General features: G+C 70.4%; 17 protein-coding genes. 14 read left to right on the forward strand and 3 right to left on the reverse strand.

The window, feature by feature from the left end:
* The 5 genes from FLX08_RS36495 to FLX08_RS36515 form a co-directional block, all read left to right on the forward strand.
* The coding region (locus tag FLX08_RS36495) for a hypothetical protein (protein ID WP_142624831.1) at nt 1-225 on the forward strand (225 nt) is incomplete at its 5' end.
* Nucleotides 222-806, forward strand: a complete 585-nt coding sequence (locus tag FLX08_RS36500) for a hypothetical protein (RefSeq protein WP_142624832.1) — start codon at nt 222-224, stop codon at nt 804-806. The genes FLX08_RS36495 and FLX08_RS36500, both read left to right, overlap by 4 nt.
* Before the next feature lie 126 nt (nt 807-932).
* Complete coding sequence (locus tag FLX08_RS36505) at nt 933-2,018, forward strand: S-(hydroxymethyl)mycothiol dehydrogenase (RefSeq protein WP_142624833.1); 1,086 nt, start codon at nt 933-935, stop codon at nt 2,016-2,018.
* A 91-nt stretch (nt 2,019-2,109) separates the two neighbouring features.
* Nucleotides 2,110-3,201, forward strand: coding sequence for an aromatic ring-hydroxylating oxygenase subunit alpha (locus FLX08_RS36510; protein ID WP_208761897.1), 1,092 nt, complete (start codon nt 2,110-2,112; stop codon nt 3,199-3,201).
* Nucleotides 3,202-3,219: 18 nt separating this feature from the next.
* A complete protein-coding gene (locus tag FLX08_RS36515; protein WP_142624835.1) occupies nt 3,220-5,541 on the forward strand; it encodes an FdhF/YdeP family oxidoreductase in 2,322 nt (773 codons plus the stop codon).
* Here FLX08_RS36515 and FLX08_RS36520 read toward each other — a convergent pair.
* Together FLX08_RS36520 and FLX08_RS36525 are read right to left on the reverse strand one after the other, a co-directional pair.
* Nucleotides 5,538-6,323 carry an IclR family transcriptional regulator gene (locus FLX08_RS36520; protein ID WP_208761895.1) on the reverse strand — a complete coding sequence of 262 codons (786 nt, stop codon included), beginning with the start codon at nt 6,321-6,323 and terminating at the stop codon, nt 5,538-5,540. The two genes, FLX08_RS36515 and FLX08_RS36520, sit on opposite strands and share 4 nt — an antisense overlap.
* Nucleotides 6,324-6,447: 124 nt before the next feature.
* The gene (locus FLX08_RS36525) at nt 6,448-6,840 is read right to left on the reverse strand and encodes an LppU/SCO3897 family protein (RefSeq protein ID WP_167530717.1); all 393 of its coding nucleotides are present in this window, start codon (nt 6,838-6,840) and stop codon (nt 6,448-6,450) included.
* Nucleotides 6,841-7,097: 257 nt separating this feature from the next.
* Between FLX08_RS36525 and FLX08_RS36530 the strand changes: the two genes are divergently transcribed.
* From FLX08_RS36530 to FLX08_RS36540, 3 genes are read left to right on the forward strand one after another with little or no spacing between them, the layout of a single operon-like run.
* Nucleotides 7,098-7,460, forward strand: a complete 363-nt coding sequence (locus FLX08_RS36530) for a hypothetical protein (RefSeq protein ID WP_142624837.1) — start codon at nt 7,098-7,100, stop codon at nt 7,458-7,460.
* Nucleotides 7,461-7,488: 28 nt separating this feature from the next.
* A complete protein-coding gene (locus FLX08_RS36535; protein WP_142624838.1) occupies nt 7,489-8,739 on the forward strand; it encodes a sensor histidine kinase in 1,251 nt (416 codons plus the stop codon).
* Nucleotides 8,736-9,383 (forward strand): response regulator, encoded by a 648-nt coding sequence (locus FLX08_RS36540; RefSeq protein WP_142624839.1) that lies wholly within the window; start codon nt 8,736-8,738, stop codon nt 9,381-9,383. The genes FLX08_RS36535 and FLX08_RS36540 overlap by 4 nt, the downstream gene beginning before the upstream one ends.
* 6 nt (nt 9,384-9,389) lie before the next feature.
* On the opposite strand, the gene purU is transcribed toward FLX08_RS36540, so the two are convergent.
* On the reverse strand, nt 9,390-10,256 hold the full coding sequence (gene purU / locus FLX08_RS36545; protein ID WP_142624840.1) for a formyltetrahydrofolate deformylase: 867 nt from the start codon (nt 10,254-10,256) through the stop codon (nt 9,390-9,392).
* A gap of 109 nt (nt 10,257-10,365) precedes the next feature.
* Here purU and FLX08_RS36550 point away from each other — a divergent pair, with 109 nt between their 5' ends.
* The 6 genes from FLX08_RS36550 to FLX08_RS36575 all read left to right on the forward strand — a co-directional run bounded on the left by FLX08_RS36550 (nt 10,366) and on the right by FLX08_RS36575 (nt 18,294).
* Nucleotides 10,366-11,148, forward strand: coding sequence for an IclR family transcriptional regulator (locus FLX08_RS36550; protein WP_142624841.1), 783 nt, complete (start codon nt 10,366-10,368; stop codon nt 11,146-11,148).
* Between the two features lie 132 nt (nt 11,149-11,280).
* A complete protein-coding gene (locus FLX08_RS36555; protein WP_142624842.1) occupies nt 11,281-11,580 on the forward strand; it encodes a hypothetical protein in 300 nt (99 codons plus the stop codon).
* A complete protein-coding gene (locus FLX08_RS36560; RefSeq protein WP_142624843.1) occupies nt 11,577-12,662 on the forward strand; it encodes a quaternary amine ABC transporter ATP-binding protein in 1,086 nt (361 codons plus the stop codon). The genes FLX08_RS36555 and FLX08_RS36560 overlap by 4 nt, the downstream gene beginning before the upstream one ends.
* The gene (locus tag FLX08_RS36565) at nt 12,662-14,641 is read left to right on the forward strand and encodes an ABC transporter permease subunit (RefSeq protein ID WP_142624844.1); all 1,980 of its coding nucleotides are present in this window, start codon (nt 12,662-12,664) and stop codon (nt 14,639-14,641) included. The genes FLX08_RS36560 and FLX08_RS36565 overlap by 1 nt, the downstream gene beginning before the upstream one ends.
* 29 nt (nt 14,642-14,670) lie before the next feature.
* Nucleotides 14,671-15,645, forward strand: a complete 975-nt coding sequence (locus tag FLX08_RS36570; RefSeq protein ID WP_142624845.1) for an ABC transporter substrate-binding protein — start codon at nt 14,671-14,673, stop codon at nt 15,643-15,645.
* Nucleotides 15,646-15,858: 213 nt separating this feature from the next.
* Nucleotides 15,859-18,294 carry a GcvT family protein gene (locus FLX08_RS36575; RefSeq protein ID WP_142624846.1) on the forward strand — a complete coding sequence of 812 codons (2,436 nt, stop codon included), beginning with the start codon at nt 15,859-15,861 and terminating at the stop codon, nt 18,292-18,294.
* Nucleotides 18,295-18,300 lie beyond the last annotated feature (6 nt).

Here is an 18,300-nt window from a genome sequence, read left to right on the forward strand (position 1 = left end):
GTGTCGGCGGCGGCCAAGCAGGTGCTGGCCGACCGCGGGTACGACCCGGTGATGGGCGCCCGTCCGCTGCGCCGGACGATCCAGCGAGAGCTGGAGGACACGCTGTCGGAGAAGATCCTCTACGGCGAGCTGCGGCCGGGCCAGGTGGTCAAGATCGACGTCGAGGGCGAGGGCGAGGCCGCCACGTTCACCTTCGTCGGCGAGACCGCGCCCGCCGCCGTATGACCGCACAGCAGGCGTTCTGGATCGACGGCCGATCCGACCGCGAGCGCGTCCGCTACAGCGGCGTCAGCCACTACTCGGAGCGCGTGTGGGAGAACATCGGCGAGTTCGAAGGGGTGTGGGGTGACATCGCCCCGGTCGCGTTCGCGTGCGCGGCCTGGCGGATCGCCACCACGCCCCTGACCTCGCCGGGGTTCGTGCGCTGGCACCGGCGGATCCTGTCGGCCTCCTGCGACCGCAACACCTGGGACGGGTCGCTGACGGCGCACGTCACGATCGTCTCCCCGCCGCCGGCCGCGCTGACGGTGTCGCGCGACTGGTGGCGCGACCGCGGCTGGCGGGACTGGCCGGAGATCTTCGGCCAGTTCGTCGAGCCCGCCGAGCAGGACCTCGCGAAGGTCCCCTACCTGCGTCCGACCCTGGTCGTGGACGCCCCGGTGCCGCTGGACGACCTGCCCGCCGCGCCGGACGGGCCCGCGCAGGACCTGGCAGAGACGGCCCACCGCGCGCTCGTGGTCCTCGTACGCGAGCTGAACGACCTGATCGCCCCGATCGTCACGCAGCTGGAGCAGGGCCCCCGCTGACCGGAGGGCGACAACTCTCTTCACCTCTTGACACTGGCCCTGCACGGCCTCAGTCTGTTGCGCATAGTGCTATGTGTTTCGTCTTGCACAACTAAAGCACGCTGACTGATCGAGGGAAAGAGAAACATGGCGCACGAAGTCCGCGGGGTCGTGGCGAGGGGCAAGGGACAGCCGGTCAGCCTGGAGACCATCGTCGTCCCCGACCCGGGTCCGGGTGAGGCACTCGTGGCCGTACAGGCCTGCGGGGTGTGCCACACCGACCTGCACTACCGCGAGGGCGGCATCAACGACGACTTCCCGTTCCTCCTCGGGCACGAGGCGGCCGGAGTGGTCGAGGCCGTCGGCGAGGGCGTGACCGACGTCGCCCCCGGCGACTTCGTGATCCTCAACTGGCGGGCGGTGTGCGGACAGTGCCGCGCCTGCCTGCGCGGACGCCCGCAGTATTGCTTCGCCACCCACAACGCCACGCAGAAGATGACGCTGGCCGACGGCACCCCGCTGTCCCCGGCGCTCGGAATCGGCGCGTTCGCCGACAAGACGCTCGTCGCGGCCGGTCAGTGCACGAAGGTCGACCCGAGCGCGTCGCCGGTCGCGGTCGGCCTGCTCGGCTGCGGGATCATGGCGGGCCTCGGCGCGGCCATCAACACCGGCGGCGTGACCCGCGGCGACTCGGTGGCCGTCATCGGCTGCGGCGGCGTGGGCGACGCGGCGGTCGCGGGCGCCCACCTGGCCGGCGCGACCACCATCATCGCGGTCGACGTGGACGACACCAAGCTCGGCTGGGCCCGCCGTTTCGGCGCCACGCACACGGTCAACTCCCGGGAGAGCGACCCGGTGGAGGCGATCCGCGAGCTGACCGGCGGGTTCGGCGCCGACGTCGTGATCGAGGCGGTGGGCCGTCCCGAGACGTACAAGCAGGCGTTCTACGCCCGCGACCTGGCCGGGACCGTCGTGCTGGTCGGCGTGCCGACCCCGGAGATGCAGCTCGACCTGCCGCTGCTCGACGTCTTCGGCCGTGGCGGCTCGCTCAAGTCCTCCTGGTATGGCGACTGCCTGCCCAGCCGCGACTTCCCCATGCTCGTCTCCCTCTACCAGCAGGGCAGGCTCGACCTCGACGCGTTCGTCACCGAGACGATCGCGCTCGAGGACGTCGAGGCGGCCTTCGAGAAGATGCACCACGGCGAGGTGCTGCGCTCCGTCGTGGTCCTGTGACCGGACTTCCCCTGATCATCTCGATCTCCGACGTGCGACGTACGACCTTCAGGAGCCACCAGTGAGCACCACGAGCCTGCCCCCCAGCCTGATGGCCACGCTGCCGGGCGAGCACTACACCGACCCCCAGGTCTTCGCGCAGGAGCAGAAGCGCATCTTCGAGTCGATGTGGTTCTGCGCGGTCAGGGCCGCCGACCTGCCCAAGCCCGGGGCGTTCAAGACCGTGCAGATCGGCACCGAGAGCATCCTGATCACGCGGGCGCGGGACAACTCGATCCGCGCGTTCTACAACGTCTGCCGCCACCGCGGCGCCCGGATCTGCACCGAGGACTCCGGCGAGGTCAAGCGGGCCTTCCAGTGCCCCTACCACGCCTGGACGTACGACCTGGAGGGCAAGCTCATCGCCGCCCCCAACCTCACCAAGATGCCCGACCTCGACCGGGTCGAATACGGCCTGGTCAACGTCGCGGTGCGGGAGTGGCTGGGCTACGTGTGGGTCTGCCTGGCCGACGAGCCGCCCTCGTTCGAGGACACCGTGCTCGGCGAGGTGCGCACCCGCCTCGGGGACGTGGCCTCCCTCGACAACTACGACGTGGCCAATCTCGCGCTGGGCCGCCGGATCGTGTACGACGTGAAGGCGAACTGGAAGCTCATCGTCGAGAACTTCATGGAGTGCTACCACTGCGCGACCATCCACCCGGAGCTGACGGAGGTGCTGCCGGAGTTCGCCGACGGCTACGCGGCGCAGTATTACGTGGGCCACGGCGCGGAGTTCGGCGAGGGCATCCAGGGGTTCACGGTCGACGGCTCCGAGGGGCTCGACCGCATCCCGACGATCAGCGAGGATCAGGACAGGCGCTACTACGCCATCACGATCAAGCCGCAGGTGTTCGTCAACATGGTGCCCGACCACGTCATCATCCACCGGATGTTCCCCCTGGCCATCGACCGTACGGTCGTGGAGTGCGACTGGCTCTACCTGCCGGAGGTCGTGGCCTCGGGCAAGGACATCAGCCGGTCGGTGGAGCTGTTCCACCGGGTCAACGAGCAGGACTTCGACGCCTGCGAGCGCACGCAGCCGTCGATGAGCTCCCGCACGTACGCCAAGGGCGGCGTGCTGGTGCCGAGCGAGCACCACATCGGCCTGTTCCATGATTGGGTGCGTGGCAAGCTCGGCGAGTGAGTTCGAAGGAGAAGCGGCGTGACACGTAAGGCCCCCCGGGATGACGTCGGAGACGAACGCCTGGAAATCGGCTCGCCCAAGACCTGGGCGGGTGGTGTCCCGGCGGTCGGTCACGCGCTCGGCACCGCCTATCGGCAGATGGGCGCGGGACGGACGATGCTGACCCTGCTGCGGGTCAACCAGAAGTCCGGCTTCGACTGCCCGGGATGCGCCTGGCCAGAGGGCGACGGTCACCGCAGCCCCGCCGAGTTCTGCGAGAACGGCGCGAAGGCGGTGGCCGAGGAGGCGACGCTCCGCCGGGTCACCCGCGACTTCTTCGCCGAGCATCCGGTGGACGAGCTGGCCCGGCGCAGCGACTACTGGCTGGGCCAGCAGGGCCGGCTCACCGAGCCGATGTACAAGCCGGCCGGCTCCGACCACTACGAGCCGATCTCGTGGGAGGACGCGTTCGGCGTCGTCGCGCGTGAGCTGCGCGCGCTCGACCACCCGAACGAGGCCGTCTTCTACACCTCCGGCCGCACCTCCAACGAGGCCGCCTTCGCCTACCAGCTCCTCGTCCGCCGGTTCGGCACCAACAACCTGCCCGACTGCTCCAACATGTGCCACGAGTCGAGCGGCTCGGCCCTGACCGAGACGCTCGGCATCGGCAAGGGCACGGTGCTGCTGGAGGACCTGCACCGGGCCGACCTGATCTTCGTGGTCGGCCAGAACCCGGGCACCAACCATCCGCGCATGCTCTCGGCGCTGGAGCGGGCGAAGCGGGGCGGCGCGCGGATCGTGGCGGTCAACCCGCTGCCGGAGGCCGGGCTGCTGCGGTTCCGGAACCCGCAGCGGCCCTCCGGCGTCGTCGGCGCCGGGACGGCGCTGTCCGACCGGTTCCTGCAGATCCGCCTCGGCGGCGACCTGGCGCTGTTCCAGGCGCTGTCGCTGCTCCTGCTGGAGGCCGAGGACGCCGCGCCGGGCACGGTGGTGGACCGCGCGTTCGTCGAGGCGCACACGCACGGGTTCGATGACTGGGAGAAGCACGTACGCGGCCTCGGCAGTGCTGATCGGTATTGGGCCGAGGTGCTGGAGGCGACCGGGCTGACCCGCGCCGAGATCGAGGAGACGGCCCGCGACGTGCTGGCCGCCCGCTCGGTCGTGGTCTGCTGGGCGATGGGCCTCACCCAGCACCGCAAGTCGGTCCCGACGATCAGGGAGATCGTCAACTTCCTGCTGCTGCGCGGCAACGTGGGACGGCCCGGCGCGGGCGTGTGTCCCGTACGCGGGCACTCCAACGTGCAGGGCGACCGGACCATGGGCATCTACGAGAAGCCCAAGCCGGAGTTCCTCGACGCATTGGAGAAGGAGTTCGGCTTCCCGCCGCCGCGCGCGCACGGCCACGACACCGTGGAGGCCATCCGCGCCATGCGCGACGGCGACGCCAAGGTGTTCTTCGCGATGGGCGGCAACTTCGTCTCGGCGACGCCCGACACGGCCGCGACCGAGGCGGCCCTGCGGAGTTGCCGGCTCACCGTGCAGGTGTCGACCAAGCTGAACCGGTCGCACGCCGTGTGCGGCGAGCAGGCGCTCATCCTGCCCACGCTCGGCCGCACCGAGCGGGACGTCCAGGCCGGCGGCGAGCAGTTCGTCACGGTCGAGGACTCGATGGGCGCCGTGCACGCCTCGCGCGGGCGGCTGAGTCCCGCGTCGGACGCGCTGCTGTCCGAGGTGGCCATCGTGTGCCGGCTGGCCCGTGAGCTGCTCGGCGACGACCCCCACGTGCCGTGGGCCGAGTTCGAGGCGAACTACGACGCGATCAGGGAGCGCATCGAGCGGGTGGTGCCGGGGTTCGGCGACTTCAACGCGAGGGCGCGCACGCCGGGCGGCTTCCTGCTGCCGAACGCGCCGCGCGACGAACGCCGCTTCCCCACGGCCACGGGGAAGGCGAACTTCACGGTCAACCCGCTGGAGGTGCTGCGGGTGCCCCCGGGCCGCCTCCTGCTGCAGACCGTGCGCAGCCACGACCAGTACAACACCACGATCTACGGCCTGAACGACCGCTATCGCGGCGTCTCCAACGGGCGGCGGGTGGTGTTCGTCCACGCCGACGACCTGGCCGAGCGTGGTCTCGCCGACGGCGACATGATCGACCTGATCAGCGAGTGGCCGGACGGCGAGCGCGTGGCCGAGGGCTTCCGGGCCGTCGCCTATCCGACGGCGCGGGGCTGCTGCGCGGCCTACTTCCCGGAGACCAACGTGCTGGTGCCCCTGGACTCGGTGGCCGAGACGTCGAACACGCCCACGTCCAAGAGCGTCGTCGTACGGCTGCGGCGCGGCCGCGTCTTAGGGACCAGCTAGGCGCCGAGGCGGTGACTGATCTCCTCGGCGCCCTCGACGAGGACGGGGGCCAGCTCACGCATGCGGCTCTCGCTGAACCGGTAGGCGGGCCCCGACGCGCTCACCGCCGCCACGACCTCTCCGCCGAAGGAGCGGACGGGGGCGGCGAGCGCGTTCAGGCCCACTTCGAGCTCCTCCACTGTGAGCGCGTAGCCGCGCTCGCGCACCGTCGCCAGCTCCCGCTCCAGGTCCTCCGCCGCGGTCACCGTGCTGGGCGTGTAGCGCTGGAGGCCCGCGGCGCGTAACAGGTCGTCGCGGCGCTGCCGGTCCACGTACGCCAGCAGGACCTTGCCGCTCGACGTCGCGTGCAGGGGCGTGAGCTGGCCCACCCAGTTGTAGGCGGTGACGGCGGAGGGGCCGCGCACCTGGTCGAGGTTGACCGCGTAGTGCGAGCGCAGGACGGCGATGTTCACGGTCTCGCCGATCTCCTCCGCCAGGCGGTGGCACACGGGCCTGCTCTGCTGGGTGACGTCCATCCGCATGGAGACGCTGCCGGCGAGGCGGACGAGCCCGAAGCCGAGGCGATATTTGCCGCGGTCCTCGGTCTGCTCCACGAGCCCGCGCGCTTCCAGGGCGCCCAGCAGGCGGAACGCGGTCGACTTGTGGACCTCGATCTCGGCGGCGATCTCGGTGACCCCGGCCTCCCCGCGGCCGGCGAGGATCTCCATGATGCTGATCGCCCGGTCCACGGACTGCACGCCGCCGCCGTTGGCCTCGGTCCTGCCGGAAGCGTCGTTGCCCATAGCCGGACTGTAGCGCCTTACGCAACGCTGAGCTGGGGCGTCGCGCGATTTCCGGGAAAATCCCCCTCCGGCCGTGGCTTGTGCCGGCCGCCGCGACGGCCTGTGCCCGAGGCGGGGGCAGGTATCAGTTCTTAGGCGCCAGGCAGAGCACGTAGCCCGCCTTGCCCTCTTCGCCTTCCCAGAAGGCCTGGTCCGCCTTCGCGTAGGCCGAGCAGATCTGCCCGTCGTTGTCCGCGTCCCATTCCTTCTGCGTCTTGCCGTCTACGCGGCCTTCGACAGTGAGCGCGGCGGCCGGGTCGGCGCACGAGACGACCTTGAGCTCGTCGGCCGTGGCGCCGGCCATGCAGTCGCCGGCCTTGGCGATCTCGGGAGCTCCGGTCACCTGCTTGTACACGAAGCCGCCACCGGCGAGAACGGCGGCGCCGACGGCATAGGCGACGATGCGCTTGCCGACGGCCTTGCCCACGCCAGTGGCCTTCTGGCCGTGTGTCGAGGGCTGTTGGGGGGTTTCCGTCATTATCTATTCCTGTAAAGGGACGACATGTGAGGTATGAACTTACAGCGATCATGCGCCCCTTTACACGTGAATTGTCATTTCGAGATTCGGCGACTCGCCGATTCCACGGCCCTGAATCCACCGATCGGTGGAGTCGCTCCACCGGGTGGGTGAGCCGCCGATTCCACCGCCGGCTCGGGAGATCGGGCGATCCGTACGGGGTGCCTCCGTCGCCACGCTGATTCCGTCGGAGAACGAGAAGACGGAGGCACACTGACATGCGCAATGTGGTCTGGATGATCAGCGGGTACGTCGCGGTCAGCCTGCTGACACTGGTGGCGATGATCGTGTTTCGGCAGGACGCGACGATGGTCACCACCGCGGTCTGGGTCCGCGGCACGCTCGTCGCCGCCGGCTCACTGCTCACGCTGTTCTTCGCGGTCCGGGCGGCCCGCGGCGACCGCCGGATGCTTGGGCGGCTGCGTGTCGTCACCGCGGTCATGCTGGTCGCGATCGTGGTGATCATCGCGCTGCCCGGCATGTTCCCGCTCTGGTTCAAGCTCGAGCAGGGCGTCTGCGGCCTGCTCCTGCTGGCCGTGGTCGTGCAGGTCAACCGGCGCCCGGCTAGATTGTCCCGTTGAGAGTAGGTACGCGATGCAGAGTTGGCAGATGGCCGGGCCGGCGGGCTGGGAGCAGCGGTTCCTGCCCATGGTCACCGTGGTCCCCTACGTGCTGCTGGCCGTCATGGCCGCCGTGACCATCGCCTTCAAGCACGACCAGCCCGGCTCCCTCGCCGTCGACCTCGTGCTCTGTGCGGCGGCCGCGCTGTGGAGCCTGGCGCTCTTCACGCTGCGCCCGGCGTGGCGCGACCGGACCGGCGTGATGGGCGTCTTCCTGGCGGGCCTGGTCGTGTTCGGGCTGGTCATGGTTCTGCGCAATCCGTGGTTCGGCTTGTACACGCCGGCGCTGTACTTCTACGCGTACCGGATCATCGGCTGGCCGCGCGAGCTGTACTTCATCGCCGGCGTCGCGGTGGTGGCCGGCACGGCACAGGCGGCAGGCCTGGACACCGGCTCCTGGGCCGGTCGTCTCGAGTTCCTGGGGATCCTGATCGTCAACGTCGCGCCGATGTGCCTGCTGGCCTGGATGGGCGAGATCGGCGGGCGGTACTACGACTCCCGGGAGGAGGCGCTGCGCGAGGCCCGGGAGGCCAACTCGCGGCTGGCCGCGGCGCTGGCCGAGAACGGGGCGCTGCAGGAACGGCTGGTGGAGCAGGCCCGCGCGGCCGGCGTCCTGGACGAGCGGGCCCGGATGGCTCGGGAGATCCACGACACGCTGGCCCAGGGCCTGACCGGCATCGTGACCCAGTTGCAGGCCGCCGAGCACGCGGCCGACGACCCGGCCGCGTGGCGCCGGCACCACGCGGCGGCGACCGCGCTGGCCCGGGAGAGCCTGACCGAGGCGCGGCGCTCGGTGAACGAGTTGCGCCCGGAGCCGCTGGAGACCGGCCGCCTGGCCGACGCCGTGAGCGAGGTGGCGGCCAAGTGGTCGGCCCGCCACAGCGTCCCGGCCCAGGTCACGGTCACCGGCGAAACCCGCACGATGCGCCCGGAGGCCGAGGTCGCCCTGTTACGGGTCGCCCAGGAGTCCTTGGCCAACGCCGCCAAGCATGCCGGCACCGTCACCCGCGTCGGCATCACCCTTTCCTACATGGACCGGCAGGTGGCCCTCGACGTCCGCGACGACGGCGGCGGCTTCGATCCGGCCGCCCAGGCCGAGCGTGACGGGGGCTTCGGGCTGGTGGCGATGCGGCAGCGGGTCGAGGCGTTGTCGGGCACGTTGCAGATCGAATCGGAGATGGGGGGCGGGACGGGGATCTCGGCCTGCCTGCCGGTCGAGGCGCCGGAGGTGCGTTCGTGAGTGACCCGATCAAGCTGCTCATCGCCGACGACCACCCGGTGGTACGGGACGGGCTGAGCAGCATGTTCGCCCGCGACCCCGAGTTCGCCGTGGTCGGCGAGGCGGCGGACGGGGCCGAGGCGGTCCGGCTGGCCGTGACGCTCGGGCCGGACGTGATCCTCATGGACCTGCGGATGGCCGGCATGGACGGCGTCACCGCGATCGCCGAGCTGACCCGGCGCGGGGTGCCGGCCCGGGTGCTGGTGCTGACCACCTACGACACCGACAGCCACGTGCTGCCCGCGATCGAGGCCGGTGCCACCGGCTACCTGCTCAAGGACGCGCCGCGAGACGATCTGCTGCGCGCCGTACGCGCGGCCGCCCGTGGCGAGGTCGCGCTGTCTCCGTCGGTCGCCGCCCGCCTGATGAGCCGGCTGCGCACCCCGGCGCCGTCGACCGGCCCGTTGAGTCAGCGCGAGCTGGAGGTGCTGCGCCTGGTCGCGGCCGGGCACACCAACCGGGAGGCGGCCTCCCGTCTGTTCATCACCGAGGCCACGGTCAAGACGCACTTGCTCAACATCTACGCGAAGCTCGACGTCAACGACCGTGCGGCCGCGGTCGCGGAGGGGTACAACCGCGGCCTGCTCGGTGCTCCCGAGCGGTGAGGGGGGTCAGCGGAAGACGACGGTGCGGTCGCCGTTGAGGAGGACGCGGTTCTCGCTGTGCCAGCGCACGGCCCTGGCCAGCACCCGCGCCTCCACGTCGCGGCCTACGGTGACGAGCGCGTCCGGGTCGAGCGAGTGATCGACGCGCTCCACGTCCTGCTCGATGATCGGCCCCTCGTCGAGGTCGGCCGTGACGTAGTGCGCGGTGGCGCCGATCAGCTTGACGCCGCGGTCGTGCGCCTGGTGGTAGGGCTTGGCGCCCTTGAACCCCGGCAAAAACGAGTGGTGGATGTTGATCGCCCGGCCCTCCAGGCGCTTGCACATGTCGTCGCTGAGGATCTGCATGTAGCGGGCGAGCACCACCAGGTCGGTGTCGAGCTCCTCGGCCAGCTCCAGGACGCGCCGCTCGGCCTCGGGCTTGGTGTCGGGCGTGACGGGCACGTGGTGGAACGGCACGCCGTAGAACTCGGCCAGCGGTTCGAGGTCGCGGTGGTTGGAGACGATCGCGGGGATCTCGACGTTCAGCGCGCCGACCCGCTGCCGGTAGAGCAGGTCGTTGACGCAGTGGCCGAACTTCGACACGAGCACGAGTGTCCTCGTCGGCGTCACGGCGTCCTTGATCTGCCAGTTCATCCGGAAGGAGTCGCCGACGTGGGAGAAGCCGCGGCGCAGCTCCTCGATGTCGCCGCGGCCCTCGGGCACCCCGAAGTGCACCCGCATGAAGAAGTGGCCGTTCGTCCGGTCGTTGAACTCCTGGCTCTGCAGGATGTCGCCCGCGTGCTGGACGAGGAAGCCGCTCACCGCGTAGACGATCCCCGGCCGGTCGACGCAGGAGAACGTGAGGACGAACTCGCGACCCGGGCGAGCGGACATGGAGCCTCCAGAGTGCGTCATACGCAACATAGTGTCGTATGCGCAACAGCGTGGCCCGTCGCGTCGACCAGGTCAAGAGCCTGGTGCGCAATATGCGTAGAGTTGTGTCATGAGCAACGAGCCGGGTGAGGGCACCACCGTACAGTCCGTCGACCGCGCTCTCACCATCCTGAAGTTGCTCGCCCGCGACGGTGAGCTCGGCGTCAGCGAGCTCGCGGCCACCCTCGGCGTGCACAGGTCCACCGCGTTCCGCCTGGTGGCGACGCTGGAGAGCCACGACCTGGTCGAGCAGGACAGCGATCGCGGCAGATATCGGCTCGGCGTGGGCGTGGTCAGGCTCGCCGGGGCGACCAGTGCGCGGCTCGACCTGGTGCGCGAGAGCAGGGCCGTCACGCCGGCGCTCGCCCGCGCCGTGGGGGAGACCGTCAACGTGGCCGTCCTCTCCGGCGGGGAGGCCCTGTACGTCGACCAGGTCGCCGGACCGTCGGCGCTTCAGCTCCACCACTGGGTGGGGCAGCGGATCCCCCTGCACGCGACCTCCAACGGCAAGGTGCTGCTCGCGCACGCGCCCGCCGCGCTGCGTGAGGAGGTGATCGCGGCCGGGCTGCCCGTCCTCGCCACGCGGACCGTCACCGATCCCGGACGGCTGCGCGCGGAACTCGCCGAGGTGCGGCGCCGTGGGTACGCGACGGCGGTGGACGAACTGGAGGACGGCCTGAGCGCGGTCGCGGCGCCCGTCCGGGGCGCGGACGGCTCCGTCGTCGCCTCGGTCAGCGCCTCCGGTCCCACGTTCCGGATGCCCGAAACGGCGATCACTGCCGTGGCGGAGCAGGTCATGGCGGCGGCCGCCGAGATATCTGCCCGAATGGGATGGTTTGGGGCAGTGCTGTAAAAAAGCGGAAGAAGCCTTGACTCTCCGCGAGCCACGGGTCGATTCTGTTCCTCGATAAGCAAACAGGTGCGTAATGCGCAACTAGTGGTGTGCACGCCCTGCTTTGTCGTGGCGACCGGAAGGTAACTGCCTGTGGCAGCCCTCAACATCGGTGGCGCCTGGATCGACGCTGTCACAGGCGGACGCCGTACGCACAGACGCCCGGCCGGCGGCTCCATCGTCGTGACCGTCGCGGCGGCGACCTGCCCGAGCGCGTACCCCGAGGTCGAGCACGTCCGGGGAAACACCGATCCCCGTCCCCTGCGCCGGTTCCCCCCGCGTGAGGACCCGCGTGACGAGCCGCGTGAAGAGCCGCGTGAAGAGCCCCCCGGTGAGCGGCGTGCCGAGCGGCGAGGGAGCAGGGCGACGACCAAGGAGTGTGAGGTGTCATGACCGTACCGACGGTGGCGAGGGAGGAGAGGCCGGCGCCCGCGACGGATGGTGACAGGCCCACGGTCCTCGACGTACGCGGCCTGTGGAAGGTGTTCGGGCAGCGGGCCGGCCGGGTCGTCGGCACGTCGCTGGCCACGCTGGACCGCGCCGAGCTGAAGCGGACGACAGGGTGTGTGGCCGCGGTGCGGGACGTGTCCTTCTCGGTGCGCCGCGGCGAGGTCTTCGTCGTCATGGGCCTGTCCGGCTCGGGCAAGTCGACGCTCGTACGCTGCCTGAACCGGCTGATCGAGCCGACCGCCGGCCAGGTCCTGCTCGACGGCGAGGACGTGCTCGGATACGCGGGCAAGCGCCTGCGCGAGCTGCGCCGTCACCGCTTCGGCATGGTGTTCCAGCACTTCGGCCTGCTGCCGCACCGGCGGGTGCTCGACAACGTGGCCTTCGGCCTGGAGATCAGGGGAGTGAAGAAGGCCGACCGCATGGCCCGGGCGCAGGAGGTGCTCGAACTGGTGGGCCTCGCCGGGTTCGAGGGCTCCTATCCCGACCAGCTCTCCGGCGGCATGCAGCAGCGGGTCGGCCTGGCCCGCGCCCTCGCCGTGGACCCCGAGGTGCTGTTCTTCGACGAGCCGTTCTCCGCGCTCGACCCGCTCATCCGGCGCGAGATGCAGAACGAGGTCATCCGCCTGCACCACGAGGTGGGCAAGACGATGATCTTCATCACGCACGACCTGAGCGAGGCGCTCAAGCTCGGCGACCGCATCCTCATCATGCGCGACGGCGCGCTCGTCCAGATGGGGACTCCGGACGAGGTGGTCGGCGCCCCGGCCGACGACTACGTGCGCGACTTCGTCAGCGACGTCCCCCGATCCGACGTCCTCACCCTGCGGTGGATCATGCGAGACGCCACTCCCGACGACCCGCTCGACGGCCCCGAGCTGGGCGCGGACACCGTCATCCGCGACGCGGTGCGCACGGTCCTGTCCGCGCAGCGCCCCGTCAAGGTGGTGCGCGACGGCGACCTCCTCGGCGTGGTCACCGCGGTGGAGGTGCTCGAAGTCATCGCGGGCGCGGGCGGGCAGAGCTGATGGTGGCGGTCAGCGCGCCGGTGACGCGCCGGCTCCCCTCACGGTCGTACATCACGGGCGCGGTCCTCCTCGCCTGGATCGCGCTGTGGGTGTTCCTGAACGGCCGCGACACCCTCCCCCTGGGCGGCGCGCAGCTCACCCCCCTGCACACCCGGTTCGGCGAGGGCGCGGACGTGATCGACGCGAACCGCGACAGCAACCCGGTGTTCCTGTACTTCGTCAACTACATCCGGCTCTTCATCGACGCCACGGTGACGTCCGTGCAGGCGCTGATCAGCCGGCCGTCCTTCGGCCGTCCCGTGCCGCTCGCCGGCTGGCTCGGCGTGACCGGCGTCGCCACCGCGATCGCGTACCTGTACGGCAACCGCAAGGTCGCCGTGCTGACGGCGGCCGGGTTCGTGTCGTTCGGCCTGCTCGGGCTGTGGGAGGAGAGCATGGACACGCTCGCCCTCACCCTGACGGCCGTCGCGCTGTCGCTCGCGGTCGGCATCCCCCTCGGCGTCTGGGCCGGGCTCAGCGACCGGTTCAACCGGATCGTCACGCCGGTGCTGGACTTCATGCAGACCATGCCGACGTTCGTCTACCTGGCCCCGCTCACGCTCTTCTTCCTGATCGGGCCGGCCAGCGCCACCGCCGCGACGATGATCTACGCGATTCCGCCCGCGATCCGGCTCACCGCGCACGGCATCAGGCAGACGCCGCCGGCCACGCTGGAGGCAGCCGAGGCGCTCGGCGTCACGGGCGGCCAGGCGCTGCGCAAGGTGCGGCTGCCGCTGGCCAAGCAGACGATCGTGGTCGGGATCAACCAGACCATCATGGCCGCCCTGTCCATGGCGACGATCGCCGCGCTGATCGACGCGCCCGGCCTCGGCAAGACCGTGCTGAAGGCGCTGCAGACGCTCGACGTGGGCACCGCCTTCAACGCCGGGCTGGCCATCGTGATCATGGCGATCGTGCTCGACCGGGTGACCTCGGCCGCCAGCCGCCGCGTGGAGATCGCCCACCGCACCGGCCGGTCGGGCCGCCGGCGCCTGCGCCGGGTGGAGACGGCGGTGACCGCGGTCGTGGCCGTGGTGCTCGTCTACCTCTCCTACACCTACGTCTGGGCCGCGGAGTTCCCCGCCGGCGCCGACGTCGGCTCGTACGTGCGGCGCGGCGCCGACGCCGCGAGCGGCTGGGCTCAGGAGACGCTGGTCGCGTACACGAACGGGCTGAAGAACGCCATCACCTACGCCCTGCTCAACCCGTTCGAGGCGCTGCTCGCCCACTCGCCGTGGTGGCTGGTCGCCGTGGTGGCGGTGGCCCTCGCGCTGCTGCTCGCGGGCGTGCGCGCGTCGATCACCGCCGCGGTGGGCTGCGTGCTGCTCGTCGCGCTCGGCCTGTGGCACGACAGCATGGTCACGCTCGCCACCACGCTGGTCGCGACGCTCCTCGTGATGGTCCTGGGAGTGGTCCTCGGGGTGTGGATGGGGCGCAGCGACCGGGTCGACCGCATACTGCGGCCGGTGCTCGACGCCGGTCAGACCATGCCGGCTTTCGTCTACCTGGTGCCGATCCTCGGCCTGTTCGGCGCCACCCGGTTCACCGCCATCATCGCGGCCGTGGTGTTCGCCGCGCCGGTGTCGGTGAAGCTGGTCGCCGAGGGGATCCGCGGGGTCCCGCACACGGCGGTCGAGGCGGCGACGGCCGGCGGCGCGAGCACCTGGCAGCTCATCTCCAAGGTGCAGCTGCCGATGGCCCGCGCCGGGATCACGCTCGCCGCCAGCCAGGGCCTCATCTACGTGCTGTCGATGGTCGTCGTCGGCGGCCTGGTCGGCGCGGGCGCCCTGGGATATGACGTCGTGGCCGGTTTCTCCCAATACCAGCTGCGCGGCAAGGGCCTGGCCGCCGGGCTCGCGATCGTCGTGCTCGGAATCGTGCTCGACCGGATCATGCGGGCCGCGGCCGCGCGGGCCGGCGGCTCTTCGGCCACCCGATGAACCCGTAACACCCCCTCAGGAGGACCAACGTGGCAGCGACAAGGAAATATGGGCCGCGCGTGCTCGCGCTGGTGACAGGCGCGGGACTTCTGCTCTCCGGGTGCGGAGGCGCGAAGGTCGGGGAGTCCCAGGCGGCCTCCGACGGCAAGGGCGGTTGCGGCACCGTCAACCTCGCGATCAATCCGTGGGTGGGCTATGAGGCCAACGCCGCCGTCATCGCGTACGTCGCGGAGAAGAACCTGGGGTGCACGGTCGTCAAGAAGGACCTCAAGGAGGAGGTCGCCTGGCAGGGCTTCGGCACCGGCGAGGTCGACGCGATCGTGGAGAACTGGGGCCACGACGACCTCAAGAAGAAGTACATGGACGAGCAGAAGACCGCCGTGTCGGGCGGCGTCACCGGCAACAAGGGCGTCATCGGCTGGTTCGTGCCGCCGTGGATGGCGGAGAAGTATCCCGACATCACCGACTGGAAGAACCTCAACAAGTACGCCGACCTGTTCAAGACCTCCGAGTCGGGCGGCAAGGGGCAGCTGCTGGACGGCGACCCCAGCTTCGTCACCAACGACGAGGCGCTGGTGAAGAACCTCGACCTGAACTTCAAGGTGGTCTACGCCGGGAGCGAGGCCGCCCTCATCACGGCCTTCCGCCAGGCGGAGAAGACCAAGACGCCGCTGCTTGGCTACTTCTACGACCCGCAGTGGTTCATGTCCGAGGTGAAGCTGGTCAAGGTGAACCTGCCCGAGTACACCGAGGGCTGCGACGCGGACGCCGAGAAGATCGCGTGCGACTACCCGGTCTACGACCTCGACAAGATCGTGAGCAAGAAGTTCGCCGGCTCCGGCAGCCCGGCCTACCAGCTCATCAAGAACTTCACCTGGACGAACGACGACCAGAACCTCGTGGCCAAGTACATCTCCGAGGACAAGATGTCCCCGGAGGACGCGGCCGCCAAGTGGGTCAACGACAACCCCGGCAAGGTGAAGGCCTGGCTGCCGTCCTCATGAGGGCCCAGCCCCGCCGCCGCCGCCCGTCCCCGTGATCGGGTGCGCGGATCGGGCCTCACCCCGTGCCCGGTACCGATCTTCCCCCTTCGGTACCGGGCATCCTTTTGTCCTGTTTTTGATGCTTGACAGCCGCATCATGAGGCGTCACGCTTGTTGCGTTAAGCGCATAATGTTGCGAATAACGCAACAAGATATGCAACAACGGAGGTGGGTATGACGGGCCCGCGCGTCGTCATCATCGGAGCAGGCGTCGTCGGTGCGGCGCTCGCCGACGAACTGTCGGCCCGGGGCTGGACGGACGTCACCGTGGTCGACCAGGGCTCGGTGCCAGCGACCGGAGGCTCCTCCTCGCACGCCCCTGGACTGGTCTTCCAGATCAACGGGTCGAAGACCATGACCGAGATGGCGCGCTACACCGTCGAGAAGCTCAGCTCGCTCGACGTGGACGGCGAGCCCTGTTTTCTCCAGGTCGGCGGACTGGAGGTCGCGACCAGCCCGGAACGGCTCGCCGAGCTGCACCGGCGGCACGGCTGGGCCAGGTCGTGGGGCGTCGAGTCGCACCTGCTCACCCCCGCCGAGTGCGCCGAGCTCTTCCCCCTGGTCGATCCCGAGGTCGTGCTGGGCGGCCTGCACATTCCCAAGGACGGCCTCGCCAAGGCCGTACGCGCGGTCGAGGCGCAGCTCAGGCGGGCCAGGTCGCGCGGGGTGCGGGTGCTGGACCGGCACGAGGTGCTCGACGTCCGCACCGAGGACGGCCGGGTGGCCGCGGTGGTGACCGGCCAGGGCGAGATCCCCGCCGACATCGTGGTCTGCTGCGCCGGCATCTGGGGCCCGAAGGTCGCCGGCATGGTCGGCATGCCGCTGCCGCTCACCCCGCTCGCCCACCAGCTCGCCTGGACCGGGCAGGTGCCCGACCTCGCCGGACGCGAGGAGGAGGCGACGCTGCCGATCCTGCGCCACCAGGACGCCGACCTCTATTACCGCCAGCGGTTCGACGGCGTCGGCATCGGCTACTACGGCCACCGGCCGATGCCGGTCAAGCCCGAGGAGCTGCTGCCGGTGGACGAGGCCGAGGTCATGCCCTCGGTGCTGACGTTCACGCCGGAGGACTTCGAGGACGCCTGGACTGAGACCCAGCGGCTGCTGCCCGGCACCCGCGCGGCGAAGATCGACGAGGGCATCAACGGCGTGTTCTCCTTCACCCAGGACCACATGCCGCTCCTGGGCGAGTCGTCGGAGGTCAAGGGCTTCTGGGTCGCCGAGGCGGTCTGGGTGACCCACTCCGCGGGCGTCGGCAAGGCGATGGCCGAATGGCTGGTCGACGGCCACTGCTCGTCGTTCGACCTGCACGAGTGCGACGTCAACCGCTTCGAGCCGCACCAGCTCGCGCCCGGCTATGTGACGGCCCGCGACTGCCAGAACTTCGTCGAGGTCTACGACATCATCCACCCGCTCCAGCCGATGGAGGAGCCGCGGCCGCTGCGCCTGAGCCCCTTCCACACCCGGCAGCGCGAGCTGGACGCGTTCTTCCTTGAGGCCGTCGGCTACGAGCGGCCGCAGTGGTACGGCGCGAACGCCCGCCTGCTGGAGGGCCGCGACATCCCCACGCCCAACGACTGGGCGGCCCGCTACTGGTCGCCGATCGTCGGCGCGGAGGCCCAGGCGTCCCGCGAGTCCGTCGCGCTCTACGACATGACCGCGCTGAAGCGGCTGGAGGTCGCGGGCCCCGGCGCCCTCGCCTTCCTCCAGCGGCTGACGACGGGCCAGATGGACAAGTCGGTCGGCTCGGTGACCTACTGCCTGCTGCTCGACACCGACGGCCGCATCCGCAGCGACGTGACCGTCGCCCGGCTGGGCCGCGACGTGTTCCAGGTGGGCGCCAACGGCAACCTCGACCTCGACTGGTTCCACCGCCACCTGCCCGCGGACGGCTCGGTCATGGTCCGCGACATCACGGCCGGCACCTGCTGCCTCGGCGTCTGGGGCCCGCGCGCCCGCGACCTCGTCCAGCCGCTGACCGACGCCGACTTCTCCAACCAGGGCTTCCGCTACTTCCGCGCGAAGAAGGCGTACATCGGCACCGTGCCGGTCACCGCGCTGCGGCTGTCGTACATCGGCGAGCTGGGCTGGGAGCTCTACACCACCGCCGACCTCGGCGCCAAGCTGTGGGACACGCTCTGGGAGGCCGGGCAGCAGCACGGCATCATCGCCGGCGGGCGCGGCGCGTTCGCGAGCCTGCGGCTGGAGAAGGGCTACCGGTCCTTCGGCACCGACATGACCTACGAGCACGACCCGTACGAGGCCGGGCTCGGGTTCGCGGTGAAGCTGGACAAGGACTTCATCGGCCGTGAGGCGCTGGAGCGGCGCAAGGAGAACGTGCGCCGCCGCCTCGCCTGCCTCACCATCGACGATCCCACCCAGGTCGTGATGGGCAAGGAGCCGGTGTACGACGGCGACAGCGCCGTCGGCTACGTCACCAGCGCGGCCTTCGGCTACACGATCGGCAAGGGCATCGCCTACGCCTGGCTGCCCGCCGAGCTCGCCACGCCGGGACGGACGCTGGAGATCGGCTACTTCGACCGGCGGGTGACCGCCGTGGTCGCCGAGGAGCCCCTGTTCGACCCCGCCATGGAACGGCTGCGCAGCTAGTGAGGA

The organism is Microbispora hainanensis (assembly GCF_006874475.1).
Taxonomy (GTDB): Bacteria; Actinomycetota; Actinomycetes; order Streptosporangiales; family Streptosporangiaceae; genus Microbispora; species Microbispora hainanensis.

Bases quoted from the DNA above. Each gene is read 5' to 3' on its own strand.
- FLX08_RS36550 (WP_142624841.1), top strand. From the start codon at position 10,366: ATGAGCAACGAGCCGGGTGAGGGCACCACCGTACAGTCCGTCGACCGC.
- FLX08_RS36535 (WP_142624838.1), top strand. From the start codon at position 7,489: ATGGCCGGGCCGGCGGGCTGGGAGCAGCGGTTCCTGCCCATGGTCACC.
- FLX08_RS36520 (WP_208761895.1), bottom strand. From the start codon at position 6,323: ATGGGCAACGACGCTTCCGGCAGGACCGAGGCCAACGGCGGCGGCGTG.
- purU (WP_142624840.1), bottom strand. From the start codon at position 10,256: ATGTCCGCTCGCCCGGGTCGCGAGTTCGTCCTCACGTTCTCCTGCGTC.
- FLX08_RS36505 (WP_142624833.1), top strand. From the start codon at position 933: ATGGCGCACGAAGTCCGCGGGGTCGTGGCGAGGGGCAAGGGACAGCCG.
- FLX08_RS36500 (WP_142624832.1), top strand. From the start codon at position 222: ATGACCGCACAGCAGGCGTTCTGGATCGACGGCCGATCCGACCGCGAG.
- FLX08_RS36575 (WP_142624846.1), top strand. From the start codon at position 15,859: ATGACGGGCCCGCGCGTCGTCATCATCGGAGCAGGCGTCGTCGGTGCG.
- FLX08_RS36525 (WP_167530717.1), bottom strand. From the start codon at position 6,840: ATGACGGAAACCCCCCAACAGCCCTCGACACACGGCCAGAAGGCCACT.
- FLX08_RS36560 (WP_142624843.1), top strand. From the start codon at position 11,577: ATGACCGTACCGACGGTGGCGAGGGAGGAGAGGCCGGCGCCCGCGACG.
- FLX08_RS36510 (WP_208761897.1), top strand. From the start codon at position 2,110: ATGGCCACGCTGCCGGGCGAGCACTACACCGACCCCCAGGTCTTCGCG.
- FLX08_RS36565 (WP_142624844.1), top strand. From the start codon at position 12,662: ATGGTGGCGGTCAGCGCGCCGGTGACGCGCCGGCTCCCCTCACGGTCG.
- FLX08_RS36530 (WP_142624837.1), top strand. From the start codon at position 7,098: ATGCGCAATGTGGTCTGGATGATCAGCGGGTACGTCGCGGTCAGCCTG.